Genomic DNA, 24,157 nt, shown 5'->3' on the forward strand with positions numbered 1-24,157 from the left:
CGTTATAATCAGGCTCATCGCATCCACAGCGCCGGCTCCCGGGTAATTCCCGGCCAGAGCCGGCGTTTTGTTTCCACGGTCAGTCGGATTGTCACTTGTTCCTTAACGCGCTAGCACTCACCACAGATAATGCCATCGGCGATGGTCGCGTCGTACTGGCTCTGGAGTATGACGGCCGATCCTTTCATGGCTGGCAACTGCAAAAGTCGGGCGTCCGCTCCGTCGAAGCCGAGCTTACCCGGGCTGTGTCGCGGGTGGCCAACCAGCCTGTCGACCTGGTGTGTGCGGGTCGTACCGATGCGGGCGTTCATGCCGGTTACCAGGTAGTGCATTTCGATACCCCGGCCGTCAGAAACCTCCGTTCCTGGGTGATGGGTATCAACACCGCGCTGCCGGATGACATTGCCGTGCATTGGGCCGGAAATGGCGTGGGCGATTTTCACGCCCGTTTTTCGGCAACCTATCGCCGTTATCGATATGTGATCTACAACAGTCCTGTACGGCCAGGGATACAACGCGGGCAGGTAAGCTGGACCTTCCGGCCCCTGGACGCGGAGCGGATGAACGAGGCGGCCCAGGACCTGTGCGGGGAACATGATTTTTCCTCGTTTCGGGCGGCCGGCTGCCAGTCCCGCTCGCCGCACCGTTTCATGGAGCATGTGACGGTAAGCCGAAAGGGCGACTTTGTCGTAATTGATGTGCAGGCCAACGCTTTTCTCCACCACATGGTGAGGAACATAGCAGGTGCGCTGATGGCCGTTGGCAACGGCGAGCGTCCGGTATCATGGATTCGTGAGATACTGGAGGCCAGGGATCGCAAGGTGGCGGGTGTCACCGCGCCGCCGTTCGGCCTGTATCTGGTGGACGTCGGATATCCCGATCGTTTTCAGATTCCGTCAGCTCTGTGTGGCCCGGGCTTTGTCCGTCCGTGGTTTGAACGTGATTGTAATGCCCCCAGGCCGCCGAGCTGGACCCATCGACCCAACTGATCTTTAGGCCTATGAGAACCCGAGTCAAAATCTGTGGAATCACTCGCCCGGAAGATGCCCGCGCTGCCGCAGAGGCGGGCGCGGACGCTCTGGGCTTCGTGTTCTACGAGCCGAGCCCGCGCTATGTCTCCCCCCGGGACGCAGCGGCTCTGGTGGCGGTGACACCCTGTTTCGTGGGGGCAACGGCGTTGTTCGTCAATCCCGAACGGGACTGGGTTGAAGAGGTGATCGCGACGGTGCCTCTGGACCTGCTTCAGTTCCATGGCGACGAGACTGCGGACTTCTGCGCCAGTTTCGGCAAGCGCTGGATCAAGGCAGTGAGGGTTCGTCAGGCGGGTGACATCGAAAAGGCTTTTGAGCAGTATCGGGGCGCCAGTGGTCTGCTTGTGGATGCCTGGGATCCCGAGCGTTATGGTGGTACTGGCAAGTCCTTTAACTGGGCGCTGATTCCCGCTGAGCGGCCGATGCCTCTGATATTGGCCGGCGGCCTGGCTTCTGATAACGTTGCCAGCGCCGTAGAGCAGGTCAGGCCATGGGCGGTTGATGTCAGTGGTGGTGTTGAACGTAGCAAGGGCGTGAAAGACCGCGCAAAAATTTCCGACTTTATTAACGAGGTTCACCGTGTCGATGAAACTGACTGAAGAAATGCTGAGCGCACTTCCGGATGCACGGGGTCACTTCGGTGCCTACGGCGGCCGGTTCGTGTCGGAAACCCTGATGGATTCACTGATGACGCTGGAGAAAGAGTACCTCCGGCTGAAAAAGGATCCGGAATTCCAGAGAACCTTCGATGAAGATCTGGCGCACTACGTCGGGCGCCCCAGCCCTCTCTATTTCGCTGAGCGACTGACCCGCGAAACCGGCGGAGCGCAGATCTGGTTGAAACGGGAAGATCTCAACCACACCGGCGCCCATAAGGTGAACAACACCATTGGCCAGGCATTGCTGGCCAGTTTTCTGGGCAAGAAGCGGGTGATTGCGGAAACCGGCGCGGGTCAGCACGGTGTGGCAACGGCAACGGTCTGCGCACGGCTCGGCCTTGAGTGTCACGTGTTCATGGGCGCGGAAGACGTCAAGCGTCAGTCGCTCAACGTCTATCGGATGAAACTGTTGGGTGCGGAAGTGCACGCCGTCCAGAGTGGTACCAAAACCCTCAAAGACGCTATGAACGATGCCATGCGAGACTGGGTGTCGAATGTTGATGATACCTTCTACATCATTGGTACTGTCGCCGGCCCGCATCCCTATCCGTTGCTGGTTCGCGATTTCCAGTCGGTGATCGGTCGTGAAACCCGGGAGCAGTCCCTGGCCCAGGCCGGCCGGCTGCCGGACGCCCTGGTTGCCTGCGTGGGGGGAGGCTCCAACGCCATTGGCATGTTCTATCCGTTCCTGACCGATGAATCGGTGCAGATGTACGGTGTTGAGGCTGGTGGTCTCGGTATTGACTCCGGTCAGCATGCGGCGCCCCTGTGCGCCGGCCGTCCGGGCGTACTCCACGGCAACCGGACCTACCTGATGGAGGACGAGAACGGTCAGATTGCCGGAACCCATTCGGTCAGCGCCGGCCTGGATTACCCGGGCGTGGGTCCGGAACATAGCTGGTTAAAGGACATCGGTCGTGCGCAGTACGTGTCTGTAACCGATGACGAAGCGCTGGACGGGTTCCGCAAGCTGACCCGGGTGGAGGGCATCATGCCGGCGCTGGAAACCGCGCACGCAGTGGCTTACGCGCTTAAACTGGCCCCCACCATGGATAAGGACCAGGTTATTGTTATCAACATCTCCGGCCGTGGCGACAAGGACATTCATACCATCGCACAGCTGGATGGCATTGAGGCCTGATCAATGGCAGGTAAGCAGCACAGGAAACAGGAGCAGGCATGAGTCGAATTGAAGGGGTACTGAAAACCCTGAAAGGGCAGGGACGCAAGGCCTTGATACCCTATATCACCGCGGGTGATCCTCACCCGGACCAGACCGTCGAACTGATGCACACTCTGGTGGAGGCGGGCGCCGATATCATTGAGCTGGGTGTACCTTTCTCGGACCCAATGGCAGACGGGCCGGTTATCCAGCTGGCCTGTGAACGGGCACTGAAGCATGGCACCTCGTTGCGCCAGGTCATTGCCATGATCAAGGAATTCCGCAGCACCAACGATTCCACGCCAGTGGTGCTGATGGGCTACCTGAACCCGATGGAAGCCATGGGCTATGAGGCGTTTGCCGACGCAGCCGCCGATGCGGGTGTCGACGGCATACTGACGGTCGATCTGCCCCCGGAAGAGGCCGACGAAGTGGCCCCGCTGTTCACCGCCCGCAATCTTGACGCCATTTTTCTGCTGGCTCCCACCACTACGGATGACCGGATTCGTTCAATTAGCGAGCACTCTTCCGGTTATGTGTACTATGTTTCAGTTAAGGGTATTACGGGGGCTGGCAAGATAAACGTGGATGAAGTGGCTGCCAAGGTGGCTCATATTCATGAGATCACGGCACTCCCGGTAGGAGTTGGCTTCGGCATTCGTGATGCTGAAACCGCAGCGGCCATAGGCCGGGTATCCGATGGTGTAATTGTTGGCAGCGTGCTGGTCGATACAATAGCCCGAAATCAGGCAGATTCTGATCAGCTCAAGCGGGCGCTGACAGATTTGCTCCACCCAATGCGTGAAGCACTGGACGGCCTGGCGTCCTGAACACAGGTTGGCCGGGCGGGCAGGCATCAAAGGATAGGATGAGATCATGAGTAACTGGCTGGACAAAATCATGCCGAGCAAAATTCGTTCGGAATCCAAGCAGCGTACTGGTGTACCGGAGGGCTTGTGGAAGAAGTGCCCGAAATGCGGCGCGTTTCTCTACAAGCCGGAGCTTGAGAAAAACCTGGATGTCTGCCCCAAATGCAATCACCACCTGAGGGTAGATGCCCGGCGGCGTCTCGCGATTTTCCTCGACGAGGACGGTCGCGAGGAAATCGCCGCTGAGCTGGAACCCTGGGATCGCCTGAAGTTCAAGGACAGCAAGCGTTACAAGGATCGCCTGTCCCACGCGCAGAAGAGTACTGGCGAAAAAGACGCACTGGTGGCGATGAAAGGCACCACGCTGGGCCTTCCGCTGGTCGCCTGCGCGTTCGAGTTCAACTTTCTGGGTGGCTCCATGGGCCAGGTGGTAGGCGAGAAATTCGTGCGTGCTGCCAACGTTTGTCTCGAAGAGCGGATTCCGCTGGTGTGCTTTGCTGCCAGTGGCGGTGCGCGCATGCAGGAAGCGATACTCTCGCTGATGCAGATGTCCAAGACAGCCGCCGTGCTCGAGCGCATGAAGCAGGAAGGCATTCCCTACATTTCGGTGATGACCGATCCGGTATTCGGGGGTGTGTCGGCAAGCCTGGCCATGCTCGGTGATCTCAATATTGCCGAGCCGAATGCCCTGATCGGCTTCGCCGGCCCGAGGGTTATTGAACAGACGGTTCGCGAGAAGCTCCCGGAAGGATTTCAGCGCAGTGAGTTTCTGCTGGAGCATGGTGCCATTGACATGATCCTGCACCGTCATCAGATGCGAGAGCGCATCACCCATGTCCTTGCCAAGTTCACCGGCCAGGAAAAGCCGGCCACCGAGGCACCGATCGAGTTCGAAGTGACGGAAAGACCGGAAAGCGATGTCTCTGAAACCTGAAGGCACTGCCCGGCACCCGCAAGCCCCGGGTGCCGGAGCCACACTGGATCAGTGGCTGACTTACCTGGAATCCATTCACCCCTCGGAAATTGACCTCGGCCTGGACCGTGTGCTGCTGGTGTTGCGCCGATTGTTTCCACGCAAACCCTCAGCCCGGGTGATTACCGTTGCCGGCACCAATGGCAAGGGCAGTGCAGTGGCGTGCCTGGACGCGTTGCTGCGGGCCCACGGACGCACCGTCGGGGCCTATACGTCGCCACACCTGCAGGATTACAACGAGCGGATCCGGGTAAACGGGCGGGATGTCGGCGACGAGGCGTTGATCGAGGCCTTCGTGGAAGTAGAGGCGGCCCGCCGCAACACCTCGCTGACCTATTTCGAGTTCGGGACCCTGGCAGCGTTTGTGGTGCTTGCCAAAGCCGGTGTGCAAGACTGGGTGCTGGAAGTGGGGCTGGGTGGTCGCCTGGATGCGGTGAATGTGCTGGATCCGGACGTTGCCATCATCACCTCGGTGGACATTGATCACGTGGCGTTTCTTGGCGATAACCGCGAAGTGATCGGGTTCGAAAAGGCCGGGATACTACGGCCGGGAATCTTTGCGGTCTACGCGGATATTGACCCACCACGTTCGGTGCTTCAGCAGGTTCATGCTCAGCGGGTGCACCTGAAGCGACTGGGTGAGGATTATCAGCTCAGGCCCGAAGGCGGTGACCATTGGCTGGAGTTGTCTGACGGCGGATCCGTTTTCATACCGGCTGCCACCCCGCTGCCGCTCAATAGCGTGGCCGCGGCTGCGGTCGCGTTTCGTGAACTGGAGCCGGATGTTCCTCTGGCGGTTATCTCTCAGATCATCGCTGAGGTTGGAATTCCAGGCCGGTTTGAGAAAGTCCGGGGTACCCCGGCAGTCTACGTGGATGTGGGCCATAACCCCCATGCCGCACGCTGGCTGGCTACACGGCTGGCAACCGTGCGTTCCGGCCAGGGGCGTGTGCTGGCGGTGTACGGCGCACTGGCCGACAAGGACGTTGAGGGCGTTGTCCGCGCAATGGCGCCGACGGTCGACGAGTGGTTCCTGGGCGGACTTGATGTTCCCCGGGGGCTGAGTAATGACCAACTGAAACAGCGAATGGAGTCCCTGGTCTCATCCTCACCGCCCCAGGCATACCCAACCGTGTCGGAAGCGCTGGCGGCGGCCCTTGATCAGGCAAGCCCGGACGATGTGGTGATCGCTTTCGGATCCTTTTTTACCGTGGCCGAAGCACGACAGCGGCTGCTGGGAAAGCAGGGCGCCGGGGGCGAGCCGGCTTAAAGTTTGGTCATGGCCCGACGGGGGCTTTGAGTTCTCGCTAGAGGGCAGTTAGTATCTGGCTTGGTTGTCACTATCATGGCCACACGGTATTAAAACAGGGGATATCAGAACGTGGACGGATTGAAACAGAGAATCATCGGTGCACTGGTGTTGGTGTCGCTGGCAGTCATTTTTGTACCCATGCTGTTTGATGAGCCCCACTCTGAACGAACCTCCAGCTCCATCAAAATTCCCGAGGAGCCGCCTTTTCCCGAAGTGGATGCTCCAGCGCCGGAGGTGAACGATGCCCCGGCCTACCGCCTGGAGGAGCCGGAAGAGCCACAAACCTCTTCGAGTTCAATGCAGTCAGAATCCCCGCAACCTGCACCCTCCGAAACAACCGTGGACCGGAATGAATCTGCGTCCGAAGAGCCCGAGCCGGCAGCTCAGCCAGTTGTTGCCGAGCCCGAGCAAAAGCCGCAGCCCCGCGATGAACCGGAAGTAACCGCCGCTGACGAAGACGAAAGTGATCCCGCTGAGTACACCGGCGCACTGGAAGGCGCCTGGGTGGTGCAGCTTGGCAGCTTCGGCAGTGCGGAGAATGCCCGCAATCTTCGCAACAAGGTTCGGGATACCGGCTACAGCTCCCATCTGCAGGAAATTCAGCGCGGCGATACGACTCTGACCCGGGTCTTCAGCGGCCCGTTCGCCGAAAAAGCCGAAGCTGAGCGCGCCAAAAAGTCTCTCGATCGGGAGTTCGGGCTCAACAGCCTGGTTACCAGTGGCGGTAAGTAGATCACCGCGTCATTCTCTTTGTGCCAAACCGGCAGTTTGGTGCGCGTGCGTTTCCTGTTAGAATTCGCGCTTCAATATTACCACCGGGTTTTTCATGGAAGCGCTGATCTGGATTGACTGGGTCATCATTGCCCTAATCACTGTATCCACTCTTATCAGCCTCAAACGGGGTTTTGTCAGAGAGGCCCTGTCTCTGGTCACCTGGGTTGGCGCGTTCATCATTGCGCGAACCTTTCACCCCCAGATGCAGGCGTTGCTGGAAAGCACTGTCGAAACGCCGATGGTCCGCCTGATTGCAGCGTTCGCCATTCTGTTTTTCGGCACGCTGATTGTAGGCGCCATCATCAACAACATGATTGGTCACCTGGTCAAGGCAACCGGGCTCTCCGCCACGGATCGCGTGCTGGGTATGGGGTTCGGGCTGCTCCGCGGCGTGGTGGTCGTCATCGTCGGGATTGCGTTCACCCGGTATACGCCGCTCGCCCAGGATACCTGGTGGCAGAGCTCGGTCATGATCAACAGGCTGGCAGTCGTCGAAGACTGGTCCAGACGCACCCTGGGGGATGAATTTGCCCGGTTTCTGGGACCGGCAGGTGAGAACCCCGCCGGTTCTGCGGACCCGCAACAGCAAGAAGGCATGGAACCCGGTTCCGTGTCCCGCTAACATTCAGTTTTAACGCTTCGGAGATAACCGTATCCATGTGTGGCATTGTCGGCGTAGTCAGTACTTCCAACGTAAATCAGTCGCTCTACGATGCGCTGACCGTATTACAGCACCGGGGCCAGGACGCGGCGGGTATTGTTACTTTTCAGGATGATCGGTTTTTTCTGCGCAAGGACAACGGCCTGGTGCGGGACGTGTTTCGTACCCGGCACATGCGTCGTCTGGTGGGTAATGTCGGAATTGGGCACGTGCGTTACCCGACCGCCGGTAGCTCAAGCTCGGCGGAGGCGCAGCCGTTTTACGTCAACAGCCCCTATGGCATCACGCTCGCTCACAACGGCAACCTGACCAATGCGGACGACCTGAGCAAGGATCTGTTCCGCACCGATCTCCGCCACATCAACACCAACTCCGATTCAGAAGTGTTGCTGAACGTGTTTGCTCACGAACTTCAGAAGCTGGGCAAACTGGACCCTACCAAAGACGAAATCTTCTCCGCGGTGCGGGCGGTTCATCAACGCTGCCGTGGCGCCTACGCGGTCATCGCCATGATCACCGGTTACGGCATCGTCGGCTTCCGCGATCCCAATGGCATTCGTCCGGCCTGTTACGGCGTCCGTGAAACCGACGAGGGCAAGGAGTACATGATTGCCTCGGAAAGCGTTGCCCTGAGCGCGGCCGGCTTTACTCTGGTGCGGGATATTGCGCCGGGCGAAGCCGTTTATATCGAAACCGACGGCACGCTTTACACCGAGCAATGCTCAGAGAAACCGCATCTGTACCCCTGTATCTTCGAGCACGTGTATTTCGCCCGTCCTGATTCAATCATTGACAAGGTATCCGTCTACAAGGCGCGGCTGCGGATGGGGGAAACGCTGGCGGAGAAAGTGCTGCGAGAGTGGCCGGACCACGATATCGATGTGGTCATGCCGATTCCCGACACCAGCCGGACATCCGCCATGCAGATGGCCCATCTGCTGGGTGTGAAATTCCGCGAAGGGTTCATCAAGAATCGCTACATCGGCCGGACGTTTATCATGCCGGGTCAGAAAATGCGGAAGAAATCGGTTCGCCAGAAGCTGAACCCCATTGATCTGGAGTTCCGTGGCAAGAACGTCATGCTGGTGGATGACTCCATTGTGCGCGGCACCACCTGCCAGGAAATCGTGCAGATGGCCCGGGATGCCGGCGCCCGCAAAGTCTATTTTGCCTCCGCTGCGCCCCCGGTTCGCTACCCCAACGTGTATGGCATCGATATGCCCTCGGCCAGCGAACTGATCGCCCACGACCGTTCGGTGGAGCAGATCCGTGATCTGATTGGCGCCGACTGGCTGCTCTATCAGGATCTGGAGGATCTCATCACCTGCGTCAATGACGTTAACCCGGACATTGAAGGCTGGGAATGCTCGGTATTTACCGGCAACTACGTCACCGGCGATGTGGACGAGGCCTACCTCAACCGGCTGGAGGCCCTGCGTAACGAGGAGAACCGGTTTGAGGGTGGTAATGTGGACTCGGCCGACAACGGCATCATTGACCTGTACAACGATGAAGATTAAACGGCAGGTGGCCAGTTTCAGGAGCGTATCATGACATTTTGCCGTGACGAGCAGGTCTGGATTCCGGAATCGGACCTTGAAGGCATGTCCGTTGACACGCTGGCGGTCCGCGCCGGTCAGATACGGACCGGTCAGCTGGAGCACAGCGACCCGATTTTCCCCACCTCCAGTTTCGTCTACGGCAGTGCCGCCCAGGCGGCCGCCCGGTTCGGGGGGGAGGAGCCCGGGAACATCTACTCCCGCTTCACCAATCCCACCGTGCAGGCGTTCGAGGCGCGCATCGCTGCGATGGAAGGGGGCGAAAAGGCCGTTGCCACCGCTTCGGGCATGGCGGCCATCCTCAGTACCTGCATGGCGCTGCTTCAGTCTGGTGACCATGTGGTCTGTTCCCGCGGGGTATTCGGCACCACCAATGTGCTGTTTCAGAAGTACCTTGCCAAGTTCGGGGTCGAAACCACCTTCGTGAATCTGACGGATCAGGCGCAGTGGCAGAGCGCGATGCGCCCGGAAACCCGAATGCTGTTTATCGAAACACCGTCCAATCCGCTGTGTGAAGTGGCGGATATGGCGGCGCTGGCGGAACTTGCTCACACCAATAATGCCCTGTTTGTGGTGGACAACTGCTTCTGCACGCCCGTCTTGCAGCGGCCGTTTGAGCATGGTGCGGACATCGTGATCCATTCCGCGACCAAGTATCTGGACGGTCAGGGGCGTTGTGTCGGTGGTGTCGCCGTTGGGCCTGCGCGCCTGATGGACGAAGTCTACGGTTTCCTGCGCTCGGCAGGCCCGACCATGAGCCCGTTCAACGCGTGGGTGTTTCTTAAGGGGTTGGAAACCTTACCAATCCGTATGCGAGCCCATTGCGACAATGCGTTAGAGTTGGCCCGTTGGCTGGAGCAGCAACCTGCGGTTGCCGAGGTATTCTATGCCGGGCTCAAGAGCCATCCTCAGCATGAGCTGGCAGGCCGGCAGCAGTCCGGTTTTGGCGGCGTGCTATCGTTCCGGGTCAAAGGGGGCAGGGAAGAGGCCTGGTCATTTATCGATGCAACACGGATGATTTCCATCACCGCAAACCTTGGGGATGTGAAAACCACCATCACCCATCCGGCAACCACCACCCATGGTCGTCTGTCGCCGGAGGACAAGGTCCAGGCCGGGATCACTGAGAACCTTATCAGGATCTCAGTCGGTATTGAGGCAGTCGGAGACTTGAAAACCGATCTTCAACGCGGTTTCAGCGCTCTGGAAACATAACCGTCACGGAAACGTCTGGGTATTCATGGCAGAGTCGGCAAAAGCACAAAAAACACAGCAACTGACTGAGAAACAAGAGCGGTTCCGTCGTCTTGCTGCGCAAGGTACCCGCGAGGGTGCGGTTATTGCGCTGATTGCGCTGTGTATCTACCTGGCAATGGCTCTGGTCACCTTCAGTCCATCGGACCCGGGGTGGGCCAGCATCGGGCATGACACCAGCGTTCAGAATTATGCGGGGCGCACCGGGGCGTGGATTGCCAGCCTGCTGATGGACTTTTTTGGCCACGTCGCCTTTCTGTTCCCCGTGATGATCGCGGGTTACGCCATCATGCTGATCCGTCGCCGAAACGATCCAATGGACCTGCACTGGCCACTGCTGACCATGCGATTTGGCGGCTTCCTGCTGATTCTGCTGTCGGCAACCAGTCTGCTGTCGCTGTATTCGGTGTTCGGCCTGGGCGTTTCGTCAGGAGGCGTTCTGGGCTCGGCCGTGTCCGAAGCCATGGTGCGTTTTTTCAACCTGCCGGCCACCACCCTGCTGCTGATCGCCATTTTCCTGTTTGCAATCACCGTCACCACCGGGCTCTCGTGGTTCTGGCTGATGGATCAACTTGGGCTGGCAACCATCCGGGCCGGCGCGTGGCTGAAAAATACCTTCAGTTCCGACGGCAAAGCTCCCAAGCCCGCGAAACCCGCAAAGCCTGAGCCAAAGGCCAAGGCGCCTGCCGAGCCACCGGTAGTCAAAGACCGGGTGGAATCGCCGAAGGCGCGAACTGCTGACTCGCAGCGCTGGTGGCATAAACTTCCCGGTTTCGGCCCGAAAAAGGTTAAGCCGAAGGGCGTGCCGGACAGCGATCCGGCTGGTAAACGCCGGGAGCCGGCCCTGGATGGTCTGGCCGCTATGTCTGACGACGAGCCGGCACGCCTTGAAAGTTTCAGCTCACGGGACGATCGCGGGGACGGGACCGACACGGTTGCCATGAAGGGCGAGTCGAAGGAAAAGCCGGCTGGCCAGGGCGCGGTGTCGCGGGCATTGAAGATTTCTCCGTTCAAACGCGATGAACCCGCGAGGAACGAGAGCAAGGGTAAAGGCAGTCAGGCGTCCTTGCTGGAAGATGTCGAAAGCCCGATACCGCCGATTTCATTGCTCGATCCCCCTGAAGAGCATAAGGAAAAGGGTTACTCGGAAGAGTCGCTGGAACACATGTCCCGGCTGCTGGAGGAAAAACTGGCGGATTTCGGGGTCAGCGTCGAGGTTGTCGAGGTAAACCCTGGCCCGGTCATCACCCGGTTCGAAATCAAGCCCGCAGCCGGCGTCAAGGTCAGCAAGATCTCGAACCTGGCGAAGGACCTGGCACGCTCTCTCGCGGTCCTCAGCGTGCGGGTGGTTGAGGTTATTCCCGGCAAATCGGTGGTGGGCATCGAAATTCCCAACGAAGAGCGGGAAATCGTCCGCCTCAGTGAGGTGCTGGGTGCGCGCGTGTTCGAAGAATCCTCGTCGCCGCTGACGTTTGCTCTGGGCAATGACATCGGCGGCAACCCCATGGTGGCCAACCTGGCCAAGATGCCGCACCTGCTGGTGGCGGGTACGACCGGTTCCGGTAAGTCGGTCGGTGTCAACGCGATGCTGCTGAGCATGCTGCTCAAGGCCTCTCCGGAAGAAGTCCGCTTCATCATGGTGGATCCGAAGATGCTGGAGCTGAGCATCTACGATGGTATTCCGCACCTGCTGGCGCCGGTGGTCACTGACATGAAGGAGGCGGCCAATGCCCTGCGCTGGTGTGTGGCCGAGATGGAACGCCGCTACCGGCTGATGGCCAGCCTGGGTGTGCGTAACATCGCCGGCTATAACCGCAAGATTCGCGACGCGGCCGAGGCGGGGGAGCCGATTCTCGACCCACTCTGGAAGCCGGATGAGTATCTGGCGAACGACGAGCAGGAACGTCCGGAGCTGGAAACATTGCCCTTTATCGTCGTGGTGATTGACGAGTTTGCCGACATGATGATGATCGTCGGCAAAAAAGTGGAAGAACTGATCGCACGGATCGCCCAGAAGGCGCGTGCTGCCGGCATCCACCTGATTCTGGCCACGCAGCGGCCATCGGTGGATGTGATCACCGGCCTGATCAAGGCCAATATTCCGACCCGCATGTCGTTCCAGGTTTCGTCCAAGATCGATTCCAGGACGGTTCTGGATCAGGGCGGCGCGGAACAGCTTCTGGGGCACGGCGACATGCTGTACCTGCCGCCTGGCTCGGGCCTCCCCGTGCGGGTACATGGGGCATTTGTGGATGATGATGAGGTGCACCGTGTGGTCAGCGCCTGGAAAGCCAGGGGCGAGCCGGTTTATGTCGATGATGTGCTGAACGGTGCCGAAGGCGAGAACCTGCCGGGTGTGCCCACCCTGTCGGAAGGCGGCGGTGACAGTGAAGGCGATGCGCTCTTCGATGAGGCTGTGGCCTTTGTAACTGAGGGGCGTCGGGTATCGATCTCCTCAGTGCAGCGTAAATTCAAGATCGGGTACAACCGGGCGGCAAATCTGGTTGATGCCATGGAAGCATCGGGTGTGGTCAGTGCAGCGGGGCACAACGGCGCCCGTGAAGTGCTGGCACCGCCACCACCAAGAGATTAGGAGTCTGCTGATGATCAAACACTTCGTACGTGCCTCGTGGGTGCCTTTTGTGCTGGCGGCGCTGCTGCCATTCGCCGCGCAGGCCCAGAGCGCAAGTGAGCAAGATGCTGAGGAACTCGCCAGCACCCTGAGAAATTACCAATCCTACCAGGCCGACTTCATCCAGATCGTGGTCGGTGACGATGGCGGTCGTGTGCAGGAGTCGCGCGGATCCCTGAAAGCCAAGCGCCCGGGATTGTTTTACTGGGAGACTCGTCAGCCCCATTCCCAGTTTATCGTCAGTAATGGCGAAACGGTTGAAGTCTATGACCCGGATCTGGAGCAGGTGACGATTCACAATCTGGACGAGCAAATCCAGACAACCCCGGCACTCCTGTTGAGTGGGGAGGTGGGTAACCTCAATGAAACCTACAAGGTCTCCGGGAATCACAAAGGCGAGCACACCAAAGAATTCAAGCTCGAGCCTCGCGATGCCGATTCGCTGTTCGTGTCATTGCGACTGACCTTCTATAAGGGTGAGCTGCAGGAAATGCGGATGGAAGACTCCCTGTCGCAGATCAGCGTTCTGAGTTTTGATGACATCCAGCTGAACAAGGCCATAGAAGACAGTGCCTTTTCCCTTGATTATCCCGACACCGTGGATGTGATCCGGGACGGCGCCTGATGCAGGACAGCCTGTTCCAGGCGACTGAAGGGTTTCGTCCTCTCGCAGCGCGTATGCGGCCTCTTCGCCTGGATGACTATGTCGGCCAGGCTCACCTGGTCGGCCCGGGAAAACCGCTGCGCAGAGCGGTGGAGCAGGGCCAGCTTCACTCCATGATCCTGTGGGGGCCGCCCGGAGTAGGCAAGACCACGTTTGCTCAGTTACTTGCCAACCTCAGTGACCTTTCCTTTGAGACCGTGTCGGCGGTGCTCAGCGGCGTCAAGGATATCCGCGAGATCGTCGAGCGGGCCAAACACCGCAAGAAGATGGAAGGCCGCGACACTCTGCTGTTTGTGGATGAGGTGCACCGCTTCAACAAGGGGCAGCAGGATGCCTTCTTGCCGCACATCGAGGATGGCACCTTTATCTTCGTTGGCGCCACCACCGAGAATCCCTCCTTCGAACTCAACAGCGCGCTGCTGTCCCGAACCCGTGTCTACGTTCTCAAGAATCTTGAAGAAGCCGATGTCGTGCGTCTGCTCAGTCGCGCTCTGATGGCGTCGGAAGGTCTGGATGGCCGTCTGGTGGTGGACGATTCGGTGTTGGCATTGATCGCCTCCGCCTCGGGCGGTGATGCTCGCCGGGCGCTCAACATCCTGGAGGTGGCGTCGGATCTGGCGGAAGACGGCGGAGAAGGCCAGCCGAGGATCACCGAGGCGCATCTCGAACAGGTGCTGCAGACCAGTCTGCGCCGATTCGATAAGGGCGGCGACGTGTTCTATGACCAGATCTCCGCATTGCACAAATCGGTGCGGGGTTCCGACCCGGATGGCTCGTTGTACTGGCTGTGTCGCATGCTCGACGGTGGCTGCGACCCGCTCTATGTCGCACGCCGGCTGGTGCGGATTGCCAGTGAGGATATTGGTAACGCCGATCCGCGTGCCCTGCAGCTGTCCATGGACGCATGGGATGCCCAGGAGCGCCTAGGTTCGCCCGAGGGCGAGTTGGCACTGGCGCAGGCAGTGACCTATCTGGCTCTGGCACCGAAAAGCAATGGCGTCTACAAGGCCTTCAACCAGTGCATGGCCGATATCCGCAACGATCCCGATTACGAGGTACCGGTGCATTTGCGCAATGCCCCCACCAAGCTCATGAAAAGCCTGGGTCATGGCGATGACTATCGCTACGCCCATGATGAGCCCGATGGGTTTGCGGCGGGGGAGTCGTACCTGCCCGAAGCCGTCCATGGCCGCCGTTATTATCAGCCCGTTAATCGGGGTCTTGAAATCAAGCTTGGCGAAAAACGCCAGCGCCTTGATGCGCTCAATGCCCAGAGTTCCCGCAAACGCTATTCCTGAGCCGCCTCGCACGGTAGCCAGCAGCGTCCGTGCGGGTATAATGGCGAGTCAATCGAAACACATCGCTAACCGGAAGATTCAGGATAACCATGCTCGATCCCAAACGTGTCCGTACCCAGACTGAAGAGATCGCCCGTCGGCTGGCCATCAAGAATTTTGTCTTCGATACCGCCACTTTCGAACAGCTTGAGGAACGCCGACGCGCCCTCCAGGTTCGTACGGAAACTTTGCAAAGCGAGCAGAACAAACGTTCGAAATCCATCGGTAAGGCCAAGGCCGCAGGCGAAGACATCCAGCCACTGCTGGATGAGGTGGAGAACCTGAAATCCCAGAGGTCCGCAGCGGAGGAAGAACTGCGCGCACTTCAGGAAGAACTGAACAGCTTTTTGGCGGGCATCCCGAATCTTCCGGATGAGGACGTGCCGGCAGGTGACAGCGAAGACGATAACGTCGAGGTACGCACCTGGGGCACGCCCAAGTCCTTCGATTTCGAGCCGAAAGACCACGTCGCCCTGGGCGACGACCTCAAGGGCCTGGATTTTGAAACCGCGAGCCGCCTGGCTCATTCCCGCTTCGCGGTCATGCGTGGCCCGGTCGCGCGGCTGCACCGGGCGCTTGCCCAGTTCATGCTCGACCTGCATACCGCGGAGCACGGTTACACGGAAACCTACGTACCGTATCTGGTCAACGCCGATACGCTCTACGGCACCGGACAGCTGCCAAAGTTCGAAGAGGATCTGTTCAAAACCGGGGGCGATCATCCGTTGTACCTGATTCCCACGGCCGAGGTTCCGGCCACCAACATGGTGTCAGACACCATCCTGGACGCCAGGGAAATACCCCTGAAGATGGTCTGCCATACGCCGTGCTTTCGCAGTGAAGCCGGCTCCTACGGGCGGGATACCCGCGGCATGATTCGCCAGCACCAGTTTGACAAGGTTGAGCTTGTTCAGGTGGTGCGTCCGGAGGAATCCGAAGCCGCCCTGGAAGCGTTGACCGGCCACGCCGAAAAGGTACTGCAGTTGCTGGAGCTGCCTTATCGCGTGGTTGCACTGTGCGGCGGCGATATGGGGTTCTCCGCGGCGAAAACCTATGATCTGGAAGTCTGGCTGCCAGGACAGGATAAATTCCGGGAAATCTCATCATGCTCCAACACCCGTGATTTTCAGGCACGCCGCATGCATGCACGCTGGCGTAACCCGGAAACAGGGAAGCCCGAGCCCGTTCATACCCTGAATGGCTCCGGCCTTGCGGTGGGCCGTGCACTCATTGCGGTCATGGAGAACTACCAGCAGGCCGACGGCAGTATCCTCGTTCCCGACGTATTGAAGCCGTACATGGGAGGTTTGGAAAAGATTCAATGAGCGAGCGCAGTAGTGCACCAGGGAAGGGCATAAAGGCATGGCCTGCACCGGTTCGGTACAGGGCCAATCCGGTTACCGATAACCCCAACAGCTCCAGTGGCGAGGTGGCCCTGGTGGGGGCCGGTCCGGGCGACCCGGAATTACTGACGCTAAAGGCATGGCGCCTGATTCAGTCGGCCGAGGTGGTGCTTTACGATCGCCTGGTGTCACCGGAAATTCTGGCACTCATTCCGGAAACCGCAGAATTGGTCCATGTGGGCAAGCAGCGCGCCAATCACACCTTGCCCCAGGACCAGATCAACAGCCGTCTGGTGGAGCTGGCGCAGCAGGGGCGAAAGGTTGTGCGCCTGAAAGGCGGCGATCCGTTTATCTTTGGTCGCGGCGGCGAGGAAATTGAAACTCTCGCCGATGCCGGCGTCCGTTTTCAGGTGGTGCCCGGCATTACGGCCGCTTCGGGATGCGCCGCCTACGCGGGTATTCCGCTGACTCACCGGGATCATGCGCAATCGGTGCGGTTTGTCACTGGCCATCTGAAAAACGACACCTGCGATCTGCCCTGGAAGGATTTCGTGCAGAACAATCAGACCCTGGTTTTTTACATGGGGCTGGTCGGCTTGCCGATCATCTGCCGGGAGCTCGTCGCCCACGGGATGGACAGCTCAATGCCGGTCGCCCTGGTGTCCAAGGGCACCACACCGGATCAGGAAGTGATTTGCGGAGACCTGTCGAACATCGTCCAGCGGGTGAGCGAGCGGCAGGTGCAACCACCCACCCTGGTGATCATCGGCCAGGTGGTGGGCCTGCGAAGCCGCCTTGACTGGATAGGCGCCGTGCCGACGCCATGACTCAGGCAATAAAAAAAGGGGAGCTTCGGCTCCCCTTTTTTGTAGTACCCAATCAGCCCTGGCGTTTCGGCAAGGTGTCTTTCAGTTTGTCGCGCATGTCGCGGATGGCTTTCTCGGTGGTTGGCCAGTCGATGCAGGCGTCTGTGACGGACACGCCGTACTGCAGGTCGGCGAGATTCTCGGGGATGGACTGGTTGCCCCAGTTGATGTTGCTTTCCACCATCAGGCCCTGGATGGACCGATTGCCTTCCAGAATCTGGTGGGAGATATCCTGCATCACCAGCGGCTGGATAGCCGGGTCCTTGCTGGAGTTGGCGTGGCTGCAGTCCACCATGATGGATTTGCGCAGCCCGGCTTTATCAAGAGCCTGTTCGCACAGGGCGACACTGACGGAATCGTAATTCGGCTTTCCCCCGCCGCCACGCAACACCACGTGACCGTAACGGTTGCCCTTGGTGCGAATAACCGCGACCTGACCTTTCTGGTCAATGCCGAGGAAGCTGTGTGGGTGGGAAACCGATTTCATGGCGTTCACCGCAACGTCCAGGCTGCCATCGGTGCCATTCTTGAAGCCGATTGCCATGGAAAGACCGCTGCTCATTTCGCGGTGGGTCTGGGATTCTGTTGTTCGCGCACCGATCGCGGACCATGCGATGGTGTCCTGCAAATACTGCGGCGATATCGGGTCAAGCGCCTCGGTGGCCGTCGGCAGGCCCAGCTCAGCGATATCCAGCAGCAGTCTGCGGCCAATGTGCAGGCCCTGCTCGATATCGAAGGTATCGTTCAGGTGAGGATCGTTGATCAGGCCTTTCCAGCCAACGGTGGTGCGGGGTTTTTCAAAGTAAACCCGCATAACGATCAGCAGCGTATCGCTGACCTCGTCGGCCAGTTTCTTGAGGCGCGCGGCATAATCCCGCGCGGCTTCGACGTCGTGAATAGAGCAGGGCCCAACCACCACAAACAGGCGATGATCCTTACCATCCATAATGTCATAGATGGCCTGTCGGCCATTCTGGACGGTTTCTGCGGCAGCGCCCGAAAGCGGCATTTCCTGTTTCAGCGCTTCGGGGGTGATCAGCGGTTCCTGACTCGCCACATTAAGGTTCTCAAGTTTGGTGCCCGACATGCTTTTATTTTCCCTGGTCCTGAACGATGCAGCGGCTGCCCCGGGTTTCTGATACCCTGCAGACCGTGCCAGTTATAACGATTCCCGGCGGGGTTTTAATCAAGAAATCCCCGGGGAGTTGGTTATACTGCGTTATTTGATAGACCATTTCAACGCTTCTAACGTGCGGAAAACGGATGTCTGAAAAGCGGCAGAAAAAGCCTGCAGTGCTGCCCCCGGAACAGGTGATGGCAAGAGTGGACGATGTCCTCTCAGGGATCCGCGTGCCGGATTTGCCGTACCCGGTCGGTAAGCCCGGGAACGAGTCGGTCAGTGACTGGAACCCGGTATTATTCTCCTGCTGGACCGAACAGCGGGATGAGCGGGTGATTCAGCTCATCCAGTCCGTTTCCCTGACCTGGTCAGTGCGACAGATCAACTCCGCCTACGTTGCCGACCGCATCATGGATGTGTTTCTCCAGGCAAGCGGGCTGCATCCGGAGCTCGCCCGGCGGGTCGCCCGCCTGCGATTCTTTCTTGCCTGGAGGCTCAATGAGTCCGGAGCGGAGGCCTTCAGTGACGAACTGCTCGGGTGGCTTGACGGACTGCAGGAGCTTCGTGGCTGGAGTGATTCCGGGGGGCGTTCTGCAAGAGTGCTACTGGATCAGCTGGATTCCCTGGTGATCTCTGTCTCCGCCTGTTTCGAGCGCGATACCTGCGAACCGTTCAATGCCTTTTGCCGGGAGTGGCAGCAGGATTCCGACAAACGCCGACAACAGGTTTCACGGTTCCGTCAGCGGCTGCTGGAAACCGAACAGGGTGCCGCGCGGCAGCGCCGGGCCGATCAGACGGCACGGGCGCTGGTCGGGCGCGCTCTGAGCGGCCGCCAACTGCCGCCGCCCATTTCCCGGTTCATTCTGAACTACTGGATGCCGCTGCTTAAACAGGTGGTTTGGGCGGGGGATCTGGAAGCGGAGAACGGTCGTCACGGCAGCAAGCTGCTGGAATGGCTGGTGTGGATCGGCGATCCGTCGTTGTCGGATCAGGACCGTAACCGGCTGTACCACGTGGGTGAGCAGATCGGTGACCGGATTCTGGATGTGTGGCGCCGTGTCCACGGTGAGCCGCTTGAGCCGTCCGCGCTTGAAGGTATTGAATCGGTGCTCGTCGCCCGACTTCGGGGCGAGACCCCTGAGCTTGCGCCAGCGCTGTCTGACGCTCCCGGATTTGATTGGGACTCAGCCTGGCTGTCATTCGCCGGGCCGGAGCCTGAGGCTCTTCAGGGTCTGCAGGGTGAGTGGTTTGTTGAAGGTGAGGGTGCCCAGGAACAGCGCCGGTATTTCTTCGCCTTGCTGGTCGACAGCGCCGAGATCCTCTGGACCAATGGCGCCGGCGTGAAACTGGGCGTTCAGCCCTGGCAGGCGTTCACCCAGGCCAGGGACAGTGGGGCGATCCGGCCACTCCCCCCCTTGACCCCGTTTGGTCGGGTACTGACAGACACCCTGGGCGCGCTCTCAGTGGTCCTGGATCGCCAGAAAGCATTGCGACAGAAAGCCGCTGCGGAAGCCCGTGCCCGGGCCGAAGCGCTGCGCCAGGAAAAGGAAGCCGCCGCCGAGCGACGACGGGTCGAGGAGGCGCAACGGCTGGCGGAGTTCGAGAAACGTCAGCAGCAGGAGCGGGAGCAACGCCAGGCCGATGAGAAGGCAGAACAGGAGCGGGTGGCGGAGGAAAAACGCCTTGCCGCCTATGGACTGGTGGACGGTATCAAGCTCGGGGGCTGGATCGTGCTGTCCAGTGATGACGCCGGCGTGGATCCGCTGAGGCTGAAGCTCGCGGTGCGCATCAATGCCTCCAGCAAACTGGTTTTTGTCGATCGCCTTGGTCTGAACCGTCGCGAATTTTTGATCGATCAGCTGGTCGAGGAAGTCTTGGCGGGCAAAGTCCGGATCCTCGGCAGTTCGGCGGAATTCGATGATACCCTGAGCCGGGTGGTGGGGCGCATCAGAGTCGGGCGCAATTGAGTGGAACGGGACAGCGTATGAATAACGTGGATTACAGTTTTGGCAGCGCGGCCGGGAGCGACGACAGGGATTCCGGGACCGGTAACAAACGTGAGGATTACCGGCTCGCGGGCCAGGCATCGGTGACACTGGAGCTGGAATCCGGTTTGCCGGAAGCCAGCGGCGAAGGAGCGGATGGGCCCTGTACGCTACAGTGCCGCATTCGCGACCTGTCCGCGCGGGGGTTGTGCCTCGTTGTTCCACAACCGTTAACCACAGAAGCGTTGTTGCCGGCGAAAGTGACGCTGCATGACGGGGCGGAAGAGTTCTCCCTGGCGGTCGAGGTGAAATGGTGTCGGGCAGGTGACCGCGGGCACTGGCTGGTCGGGGTGGAAATTCAGGACTCTGACGACACCTCCTACGTTGACTGGGTGGAAGCCATTGCCAGAGTCATGACCGAGGATTAGGGCCATCCGCCACCGGGGCTGTTTACGCCACCCGGTGGCGGATGTCCCGGTCAGTCTTCGAGTTCGCCCATGCCGGTGATGTTGAAGCCGGCATCCACATACATAATTTCCCCGGTAATACCGCTGGCCAGGTCGGAGCTGAGGAATGCGGCCGCATTGCCGACTTCCGCGGTGGTGACGTTACGACGCAGAGGTGCCCGCCTGGCGTTCTCGGCCAGCATGCGGCGGAAGCTCTTGATGCCGGAGGCGGCGAGGGTCTTGATCGGCCCGGCGGAAATGCCGTTCACGCGAATACCATCGCGACCGAGGCTTGCCGCCATATAGCGAACGTTCGCCTCGAGGGAAGCTTTGGCCAGCCCCATTACGTTGTAGTTCTGCAGGACTTTCTCGGCGCCGAGGTAGCTCAGGGTCAGCAGCGAGCTGTTCTCGTGCATCATGCTGCGGGCGCCTTTGGCAAGCGCAACGAAGCTGTAGGAGCTGATGTCATGGGCGATACGGAAGCCGTCCCGGGTGGTCACGTCGACGTAGTTACCGTCAAGTTCGTGGGCCGGTGCGTAGCCAACGGCATGGATGATGATGTCGATCTTGTCCCAGTGCTTGGCCAGATCCCGGAACACATTGTCGATCTGCTCGTCACTGGCGACGTCACAGGGAAAGGTGAGCTTACTGCCCCAGCTTTCGGCGAATTTCTCTACCCGGGACTGGAGTTTTTCGTTCTGGAAGGTAAAGGCCAGTTCGGCGCCTTCGCGGGCAAACGCCTCGGCAATGCCATAAGCGATGGAGTGTTTGCTGGCGACGCCAACGATCAGTGCTTTTTTGCCACTGAGTAATCCCATAGATGTTCTCCCTGCGTTCTTGATTTCCAGTCATTATCCCCGAACTGTCAGAACGGGGGTAACGCTCAATTGGTCGTAGGCTTCTGGTAGAAAAGGGCGGCGTTGAGCAGCTCCTGAGTGTAGCCCTGTTGTGGCGAACGGAACACCTCGCCGGCGTCACCGTATTCGACCACGTCGCCGTGTTGCAGCACCAGCAGCTTGTGGCTCAGCGCCCGGACCACTGCCAGGTCGTGGCTGATAAAGATATAGCTTAGCTGATAACGTGCCTGAATATCCCGCAGCAGTCCGATCACCTGTTTTTGTACCGTGCGATCCAGGGCGGAGGTGGGTTCATCCAGAATGATCACTTCCGGTTGCAGTACCAGTGCCCGAGCTATCGCGATGCGTTGTCGCTGGCCCCCGGAAAATTCGTGGGGATAGCGATGCCGGGCGTCGGGGTCGAGGCCGACGTCGGTGAGGGCCTTGATGACTTTGCGATCGTGTTCGGCGGCATCCCCCGGGTTATGGATTTCCAGACCCTCCCGGACAATCTCGGCAACGGACATGCGCGGACTGAGGCTGCCAAACGGATCCTGGAAAACAATCTGGATTCTGCTGCGATATGGTCTGAAACGTTTCTGATCGAGGCTGCCGATTTCCTCGCCATCCAGCCGGATACTGCCGGTAGAGGCTGTCAGTTTCAGCAGCGCATGGCCGATGGTGGTCTTGCCACTGCCGCTTTCGCCAACGATTCCGAGGGTTTCTCCGCGGCCCAGACTGAAACTGGTGTTCCGCACCGCCTGAAAGAACCGCGACGAGCGACCGAACAGGCTCTTCCGGGTCGTGAAGCGCACGTTGAGATCGCGCACTTCCAGCAGCGGGCTTCCTGAGGCAGGCGTCGTCTCTGGTGCAGCAGGCGGTTCGGCGTCAAGCAAACGGCGGGTGTAGGGATGCTGCGGTGCGCTGAACAGCCGCTCTGTGTTGGCGTGTTCCACCAGCTTGCCCCGCTCCATTACCGCGACGCGATCGGCATAACGGTGCACTATCGACAGGTCGTGGGTGATCAGCAGAATCGCCATGCCCAGTTTGTGCTGCAGGTCCCGGAGCAATTCCAGGACCTGCCTCTGCACCGTCACGTCCAGTGCGGTGGTGGGCTCGTCGGCAATCAGCAGCTCCGGTTCGTTGGCCAGCGCCATGGCAATCATCACCCGCTGTTTCTGGCCGCCGGAAAGCTGGTGGGGATAACTGGCCAGCCGGGTCTCCGGCGCTGCAATGCCCACCAGATCCAGTAGTTCGATACACCTCTGGCGTGCCTGGGGGCCGCGCAGCCCTTTGTGGAGCGACAGGGTTTCGCTGATCTGCTTTTCCACGGTGTGCAGTGGATTGAGCGAGGTCATGGGCTCCTGAAAGATCATGCTGATCCGGCGGCCACGGATCTGGCGCAGGCGCTTGTCGCTGGCCTGCAGCATATCTTCCCCGTGGAACAAAATGCGTCCACCGGGGTAGCGGGCGTGACGTTCGTCGAGCAATCGCAGGATCGACAGCGCCGACACAGATTTGCCGGAGCCACTTTCGCCAACCAGCGCCAGAGTTTCACCCGCACTGATGTCGATGGATAACCCGTCGACGACCGGATCGCCGCAATCAAAGCTGATGGACAGGTCGGATATTTCCAGCAGTGTTGCCATATCAGTTCTTTCTCGGATCAAAGGCATCCCGCACGGCTTCGCCAACGAACACCAGCAGGGTCAGCATGACGGACAGGGAAACAAAGGCGGAGATGCCAAGCCAGGGCGCGTGCAGGTTGGCCTTGCCCTGGGCAATCAGCTCGCCGAGGGAGGGTGAGCCGGACGGCAGCCCGAAGCCGAGGAAGTCCAGCGAGGTCAACCCGGTAATCGCCCCCGTAAGGATGAACGGCAGGAAGGTCAGGGTTGCGACCATGGCGTTTGGCAGAATATGGCGGAACATGATCTTGCGATTGCCCAGACCCAGCGCCCGAGCCGCTCGCACGTATTCGAAGTTTCGCGCCCGCAGGAATTCCGCCCGCACCACATCGACCAGCCCCATCCAGCTGAACAGCAGCATGATGCCCAGCAGCCACCAGAAGTTGGGTTGCACGATGCTGGACAGGATGATCAGCAGGTACAGCACCGGAAGGCCTGACCACACCTCGATAAACCGTTGCCCCAGCAAATCCACCTTTCCGCCATAGAACCCCTGGATGGCGCCAACCATAACGCCGACGATACAACTGGCGAAGGTCAGCGTGAGCCCGAACAACACCGAGATCCGGAAGCCGTAGATGACGCGCGCGGCGACGTCCCGACCCTGATCGTCTGTCCCCAGCCAGTTCTCGAGGGTCGGCGGAGCAGGCGAGGGCTCATCGAGATCGTAGTTGATGGTGTCGTAACTGAACCTGATCGGCGGCCAGATGATCCAGCCGTTGGCGTTGATCTCGTCGGCGATGAAAGCGTCGCGATAGTTCGCCTCCGAGGGCAGGAAGCCGCCGAAGGTTTCCTCAGGCACCGCCTCCACCACCGGAAAATAAAAATCGCCCTTATAGGACACCACCAGTGGTGCATCATTGGCTATCACTTCGGCAAGCAGGGAAAGCCCGAACAGCGCCAGGAAAATCCACAGTGACCAGAAGCCCCGCCGGTTATTGCGAAAGTTCTTCAGTCTGCGACGCTGGATGGGGGTGAGTGTGGCCATG

The 24,157-nt window shown here is 59.7% G+C and carries 19 protein-coding genes and 3 pseudogenes; 18 read left to right on the plus strand and 4 right to left on the minus strand.

Translation table 11 applies throughout. The annotated features are described in order from the left end of the window. Positions 1–95: 95 nt before the first annotated feature. From truA to cobA, 16 genes and pseudogenes are all read left to right on the plus strand, one after another. Positions 96–989 carry a tRNA pseudouridine(38-40) synthase TruA gene (truA, locus tag DYI22_RS00825; RefSeq protein WP_213476133.1) on the plus strand — a complete coding sequence of 298 codons (894 nt, stop codon included), beginning with the start codon at positions 96–98 and terminating at the stop codon, positions 987–989. A gap of 11 nt (positions 990–1,000) precedes the next feature. Next, positions 1,001–1,630: a phosphoribosylanthranilate isomerase gene (locus DYI22_RS00830; RefSeq protein ID WP_213476134.1), complete on the plus strand. Its 630-nt coding sequence runs from the start codon at positions 1,001–1,003 to the stop codon at positions 1,628–1,630. After that, positions 1,617–2,831 carry a tryptophan synthase subunit beta gene (gene trpB / locus DYI22_RS00835; RefSeq protein WP_228300722.1) on the plus strand — a complete coding sequence of 405 codons (1,215 nt, stop codon included), beginning with the start codon at positions 1,617–1,619 and terminating at the stop codon, positions 2,829–2,831. Before DYI22_RS00830 ends, trpB begins: the two co-directional genes overlap by 14 nt. Positions 2,832–2,869: 38 nt before the next feature. After that, positions 2,870–3,682, plus strand: coding sequence for a tryptophan synthase subunit alpha (gene trpA / locus DYI22_RS00840; protein WP_213476136.1), 813 nt, complete (start codon positions 2,870–2,872; stop codon positions 3,680–3,682). Between the two features lie 46 nt (positions 3,683–3,728). Beyond that, entirely contained in the window at positions 3,729–4,655 is a 927-nt protein-coding gene (gene accD / locus DYI22_RS00845) for an acetyl-CoA carboxylase, carboxyltransferase subunit beta (RefSeq protein ID WP_213476137.1), read from the plus strand. Further along, positions 4,639–5,964 (plus strand): bifunctional tetrahydrofolate synthase/dihydrofolate synthase, encoded by a 1,326-nt coding sequence (gene folC / locus DYI22_RS00850; RefSeq protein ID WP_213476138.1) that lies wholly within the window; start codon positions 4,639–4,641, stop codon positions 5,962–5,964. The genes accD and folC overlap by 17 nt, the downstream gene beginning before the upstream one ends. 111 nt (positions 5,965–6,075) lie before the next feature. After that, entirely contained in the window at positions 6,076–6,738 is a 663-nt protein-coding gene (locus tag DYI22_RS00855; protein ID WP_213476139.1) for an SPOR domain-containing protein, read from the plus strand. A gap of 94 nt (positions 6,739–6,832) precedes the next feature. Next, positions 6,833–7,402: a CvpA family protein gene (locus tag DYI22_RS00860; protein ID WP_213476140.1), complete on the plus strand. Its 570-nt coding sequence runs from the start codon at positions 6,833–6,835 to the stop codon at positions 7,400–7,402. Positions 7,403–7,437: 35 nt separating this feature from the next. Beyond that, entirely contained in the window at positions 7,438–8,961 is a 1,524-nt protein-coding gene (gene purF / locus DYI22_RS00865; RefSeq protein ID WP_213476141.1) for an amidophosphoribosyltransferase, read from the plus strand. Between the two features lie 30 nt (positions 8,962–8,991). Then, positions 8,992–10,215, plus strand: coding sequence for an O-succinylhomoserine sulfhydrylase (locus DYI22_RS00870; protein WP_213476142.1), 1,224 nt, complete (start codon positions 8,992–8,994; stop codon positions 10,213–10,215). 25 nt (positions 10,216–10,240) lie between these two features. Beyond that, positions 10,241–11,164: pseudogene (locus DYI22_RS17670) on the plus strand (DNA translocase FtsK 4TM domain-containing protein); the annotation flags it as partial. Between the two features lie 102 nt (positions 11,165–11,266). Then, a pseudogene (locus DYI22_RS17675) lies at positions 11,267–12,847 on the plus strand (DNA translocase FtsK); the annotation flags it as partial. 10 nt (positions 12,848–12,857) lie between these two features. Continuing rightward, positions 12,858–13,511, plus strand: coding sequence for an outer membrane lipoprotein chaperone LolA (gene lolA / locus DYI22_RS00880; RefSeq protein WP_213476144.1), 654 nt, complete (start codon positions 12,858–12,860; stop codon positions 13,509–13,511). Further along, positions 13,511–14,848 carry a replication-associated recombination protein A gene (locus DYI22_RS00885; protein WP_213476145.1) on the plus strand — a complete coding sequence of 446 codons (1,338 nt, stop codon included), beginning with the start codon at positions 13,511–13,513 and terminating at the stop codon, positions 14,846–14,848. The genes lolA and DYI22_RS00885 overlap by 1 nt, the downstream gene beginning before the upstream one ends. 89 nt (positions 14,849–14,937) lie before the next feature. Beyond that, the gene (gene serS / locus DYI22_RS00890; protein ID WP_213476146.1) at positions 14,938–16,212 is read left to right on the plus strand and encodes a serine--tRNA ligase; all 1,275 of its coding nucleotides are present in this window, start codon (positions 14,938–14,940) and stop codon (positions 16,210–16,212) included. A 71-nt stretch (positions 16,213–16,283) separates the two neighbouring features. After that, a pseudogene (cobA, locus tag DYI22_RS00895) lies at positions 16,284–17,057 on the plus strand (uroporphyrinogen-III C-methyltransferase); the annotation flags it as partial. A gap of 52 nt (positions 17,058–17,109) precedes the next feature. Here cobA and DYI22_RS00900 read toward each other — a convergent pair. Further along, positions 17,110–18,183, minus strand: a complete 1,074-nt coding sequence (locus DYI22_RS00900; protein ID WP_213476148.1) for a 3-deoxy-7-phosphoheptulonate synthase — start codon at positions 18,181–18,183, stop codon at positions 17,110–17,112. Between the two features lie 176 nt (positions 18,184–18,359). On the opposite strand from DYI22_RS00900, the gene DYI22_RS00905 reads away from it, so the two are divergent. Together DYI22_RS00905 and DYI22_RS00910 are read left to right on the plus strand one after the other, a co-directional pair. After that, positions 18,360–20,183 (plus strand): DUF1631 family protein, encoded by a 1,824-nt coding sequence (locus tag DYI22_RS00905; RefSeq protein WP_213476149.1) that lies wholly within the window; start codon positions 18,360–18,362, stop codon positions 20,181–20,183. 17 nt (positions 20,184–20,200) lie between these two features. Next, entirely contained in the window at positions 20,201–20,629 is a 429-nt protein-coding gene (locus tag DYI22_RS00910; protein WP_213476150.1) for a PilZ domain-containing protein, read from the plus strand. Positions 20,630–20,679: 50 nt separating this feature from the next. Here DYI22_RS00910 and DYI22_RS00915 read toward each other — a convergent pair whose 3' ends face one another. The 3 genes from DYI22_RS00915 to DYI22_RS00925 all read right to left on the minus strand — a co-directional run bounded on the left by DYI22_RS00915 (position 20,680) and on the right by DYI22_RS00925 (position 24,156). Further along, complete coding sequence (locus DYI22_RS00915) at positions 20,680–21,465, minus strand: enoyl-ACP reductase FabI (RefSeq protein WP_213476151.1); 786 nt, start codon at positions 21,463–21,465, stop codon at positions 20,680–20,682. Between the two features lie 65 nt (positions 21,466–21,530). Then, positions 21,531–23,132: an ABC transporter ATP-binding protein gene (locus DYI22_RS00920; protein ID WP_213476152.1), complete on the minus strand. Its 1,602-nt coding sequence runs from the start codon at positions 23,130–23,132 to the stop codon at positions 21,531–21,533. Between the two features lies 1 nt (position 23,133). Continuing rightward, the gene (locus tag DYI22_RS00925) at positions 23,134–24,156 is read right to left on the minus strand and encodes an ABC transporter permease (protein WP_213476153.1); all 1,023 of its coding nucleotides are present in this window, start codon (positions 24,154–24,156) and stop codon (positions 23,134–23,136) included. Position 24,157: the final 1 nt, after the last annotated feature.

The sequence above is a fragment of the Marinobacter lipolyticus genome (assembly GCF_018424605.1).
GTDB lineage: Bacteria > Pseudomonadota > Gammaproteobacteria > Pseudomonadales > Oleiphilaceae > Marinobacter > Marinobacter lipolyticus_B.

Excerpts from the sequence above, each read along its gene's own strand:
- DYI22_RS00830 (WP_213476134.1), top strand. The coding sequence starts at position 1,001 with ATGAGAACCCGAGTCAAAATCTGTGGAATCACTCGCCCGGAAGATGCC.
- purF (WP_213476141.1), top strand. The coding sequence starts at position 7,438 with ATGTGTGGCATTGTCGGCGTAGTCAGTACTTCCAACGTAAATCAGTCG.
- DYI22_RS00870 (WP_213476142.1), top strand. The coding sequence starts at position 8,992 with ATGACATTTTGCCGTGACGAGCAGGTCTGGATTCCGGAATCGGACCTT.
- DYI22_RS00900 (WP_213476148.1), bottom strand. The coding sequence starts at position 18,183 with ATGTCGGGCACCAAACTTGAGAACCTTAATGTGGCGAGTCAGGAACCG.
- accD (WP_213476137.1), top strand. The coding sequence starts at position 3,729 with ATGAGTAACTGGCTGGACAAAATCATGCCGAGCAAAATTCGTTCGGAA.
- DYI22_RS00910 (WP_213476150.1), top strand. The coding sequence starts at position 20,201 with ATGAATAACGTGGATTACAGTTTTGGCAGCGCGGCCGGGAGCGACGAC.
- DYI22_RS00905 (WP_213476149.1), top strand. The coding sequence starts at position 18,360 with ATGTCTGAAAAGCGGCAGAAAAAGCCTGCAGTGCTGCCCCCGGAACAG.
- lolA (WP_213476144.1), top strand. The coding sequence starts at position 12,858 with ATGATCAAACACTTCGTACGTGCCTCGTGGGTGCCTTTTGTGCTGGCG.
- folC (WP_213476138.1), top strand. The coding sequence starts at position 4,639 with ATGTCTCTGAAACCTGAAGGCACTGCCCGGCACCCGCAAGCCCCGGGT.
- DYI22_RS00885 (WP_213476145.1), top strand. The coding sequence starts at position 13,511 with ATGCAGGACAGCCTGTTCCAGGCGACTGAAGGGTTTCGTCCTCTCGCA.
- DYI22_RS00860 (WP_213476140.1), top strand. The coding sequence starts at position 6,833 with ATGGAAGCGCTGATCTGGATTGACTGGGTCATCATTGCCCTAATCACT.
- trpB (WP_228300722.1), top strand. The coding sequence starts at position 1,617 with ATGAAACTGACTGAAGAAATGCTGAGCGCACTTCCGGATGCACGGGGT.
- DYI22_RS00925 (WP_213476153.1), bottom strand. The coding sequence starts at position 24,156 with ATGGCCACACTCACCCCCATCCAGCGTCGCAGACTGAAGAACTTTCGC.
- trpA (WP_213476136.1), top strand. The coding sequence starts at position 2,870 with ATGAGTCGAATTGAAGGGGTACTGAAAACCCTGAAAGGGCAGGGACGC.
- DYI22_RS00920 (WP_213476152.1), bottom strand. The coding sequence starts at position 23,132 with ATGGCAACACTGCTGGAAATATCCGACCTGTCCATCAGCTTTGATTGC.
- DYI22_RS00915 (WP_213476151.1), bottom strand. The coding sequence starts at position 21,465 with ATGGGATTACTCAGTGGCAAAAAAGCACTGATCGTTGGCGTCGCCAGC.
- serS (WP_213476146.1), top strand. The coding sequence starts at position 14,938 with ATGCTCGATCCCAAACGTGTCCGTACCCAGACTGAAGAGATCGCCCGT.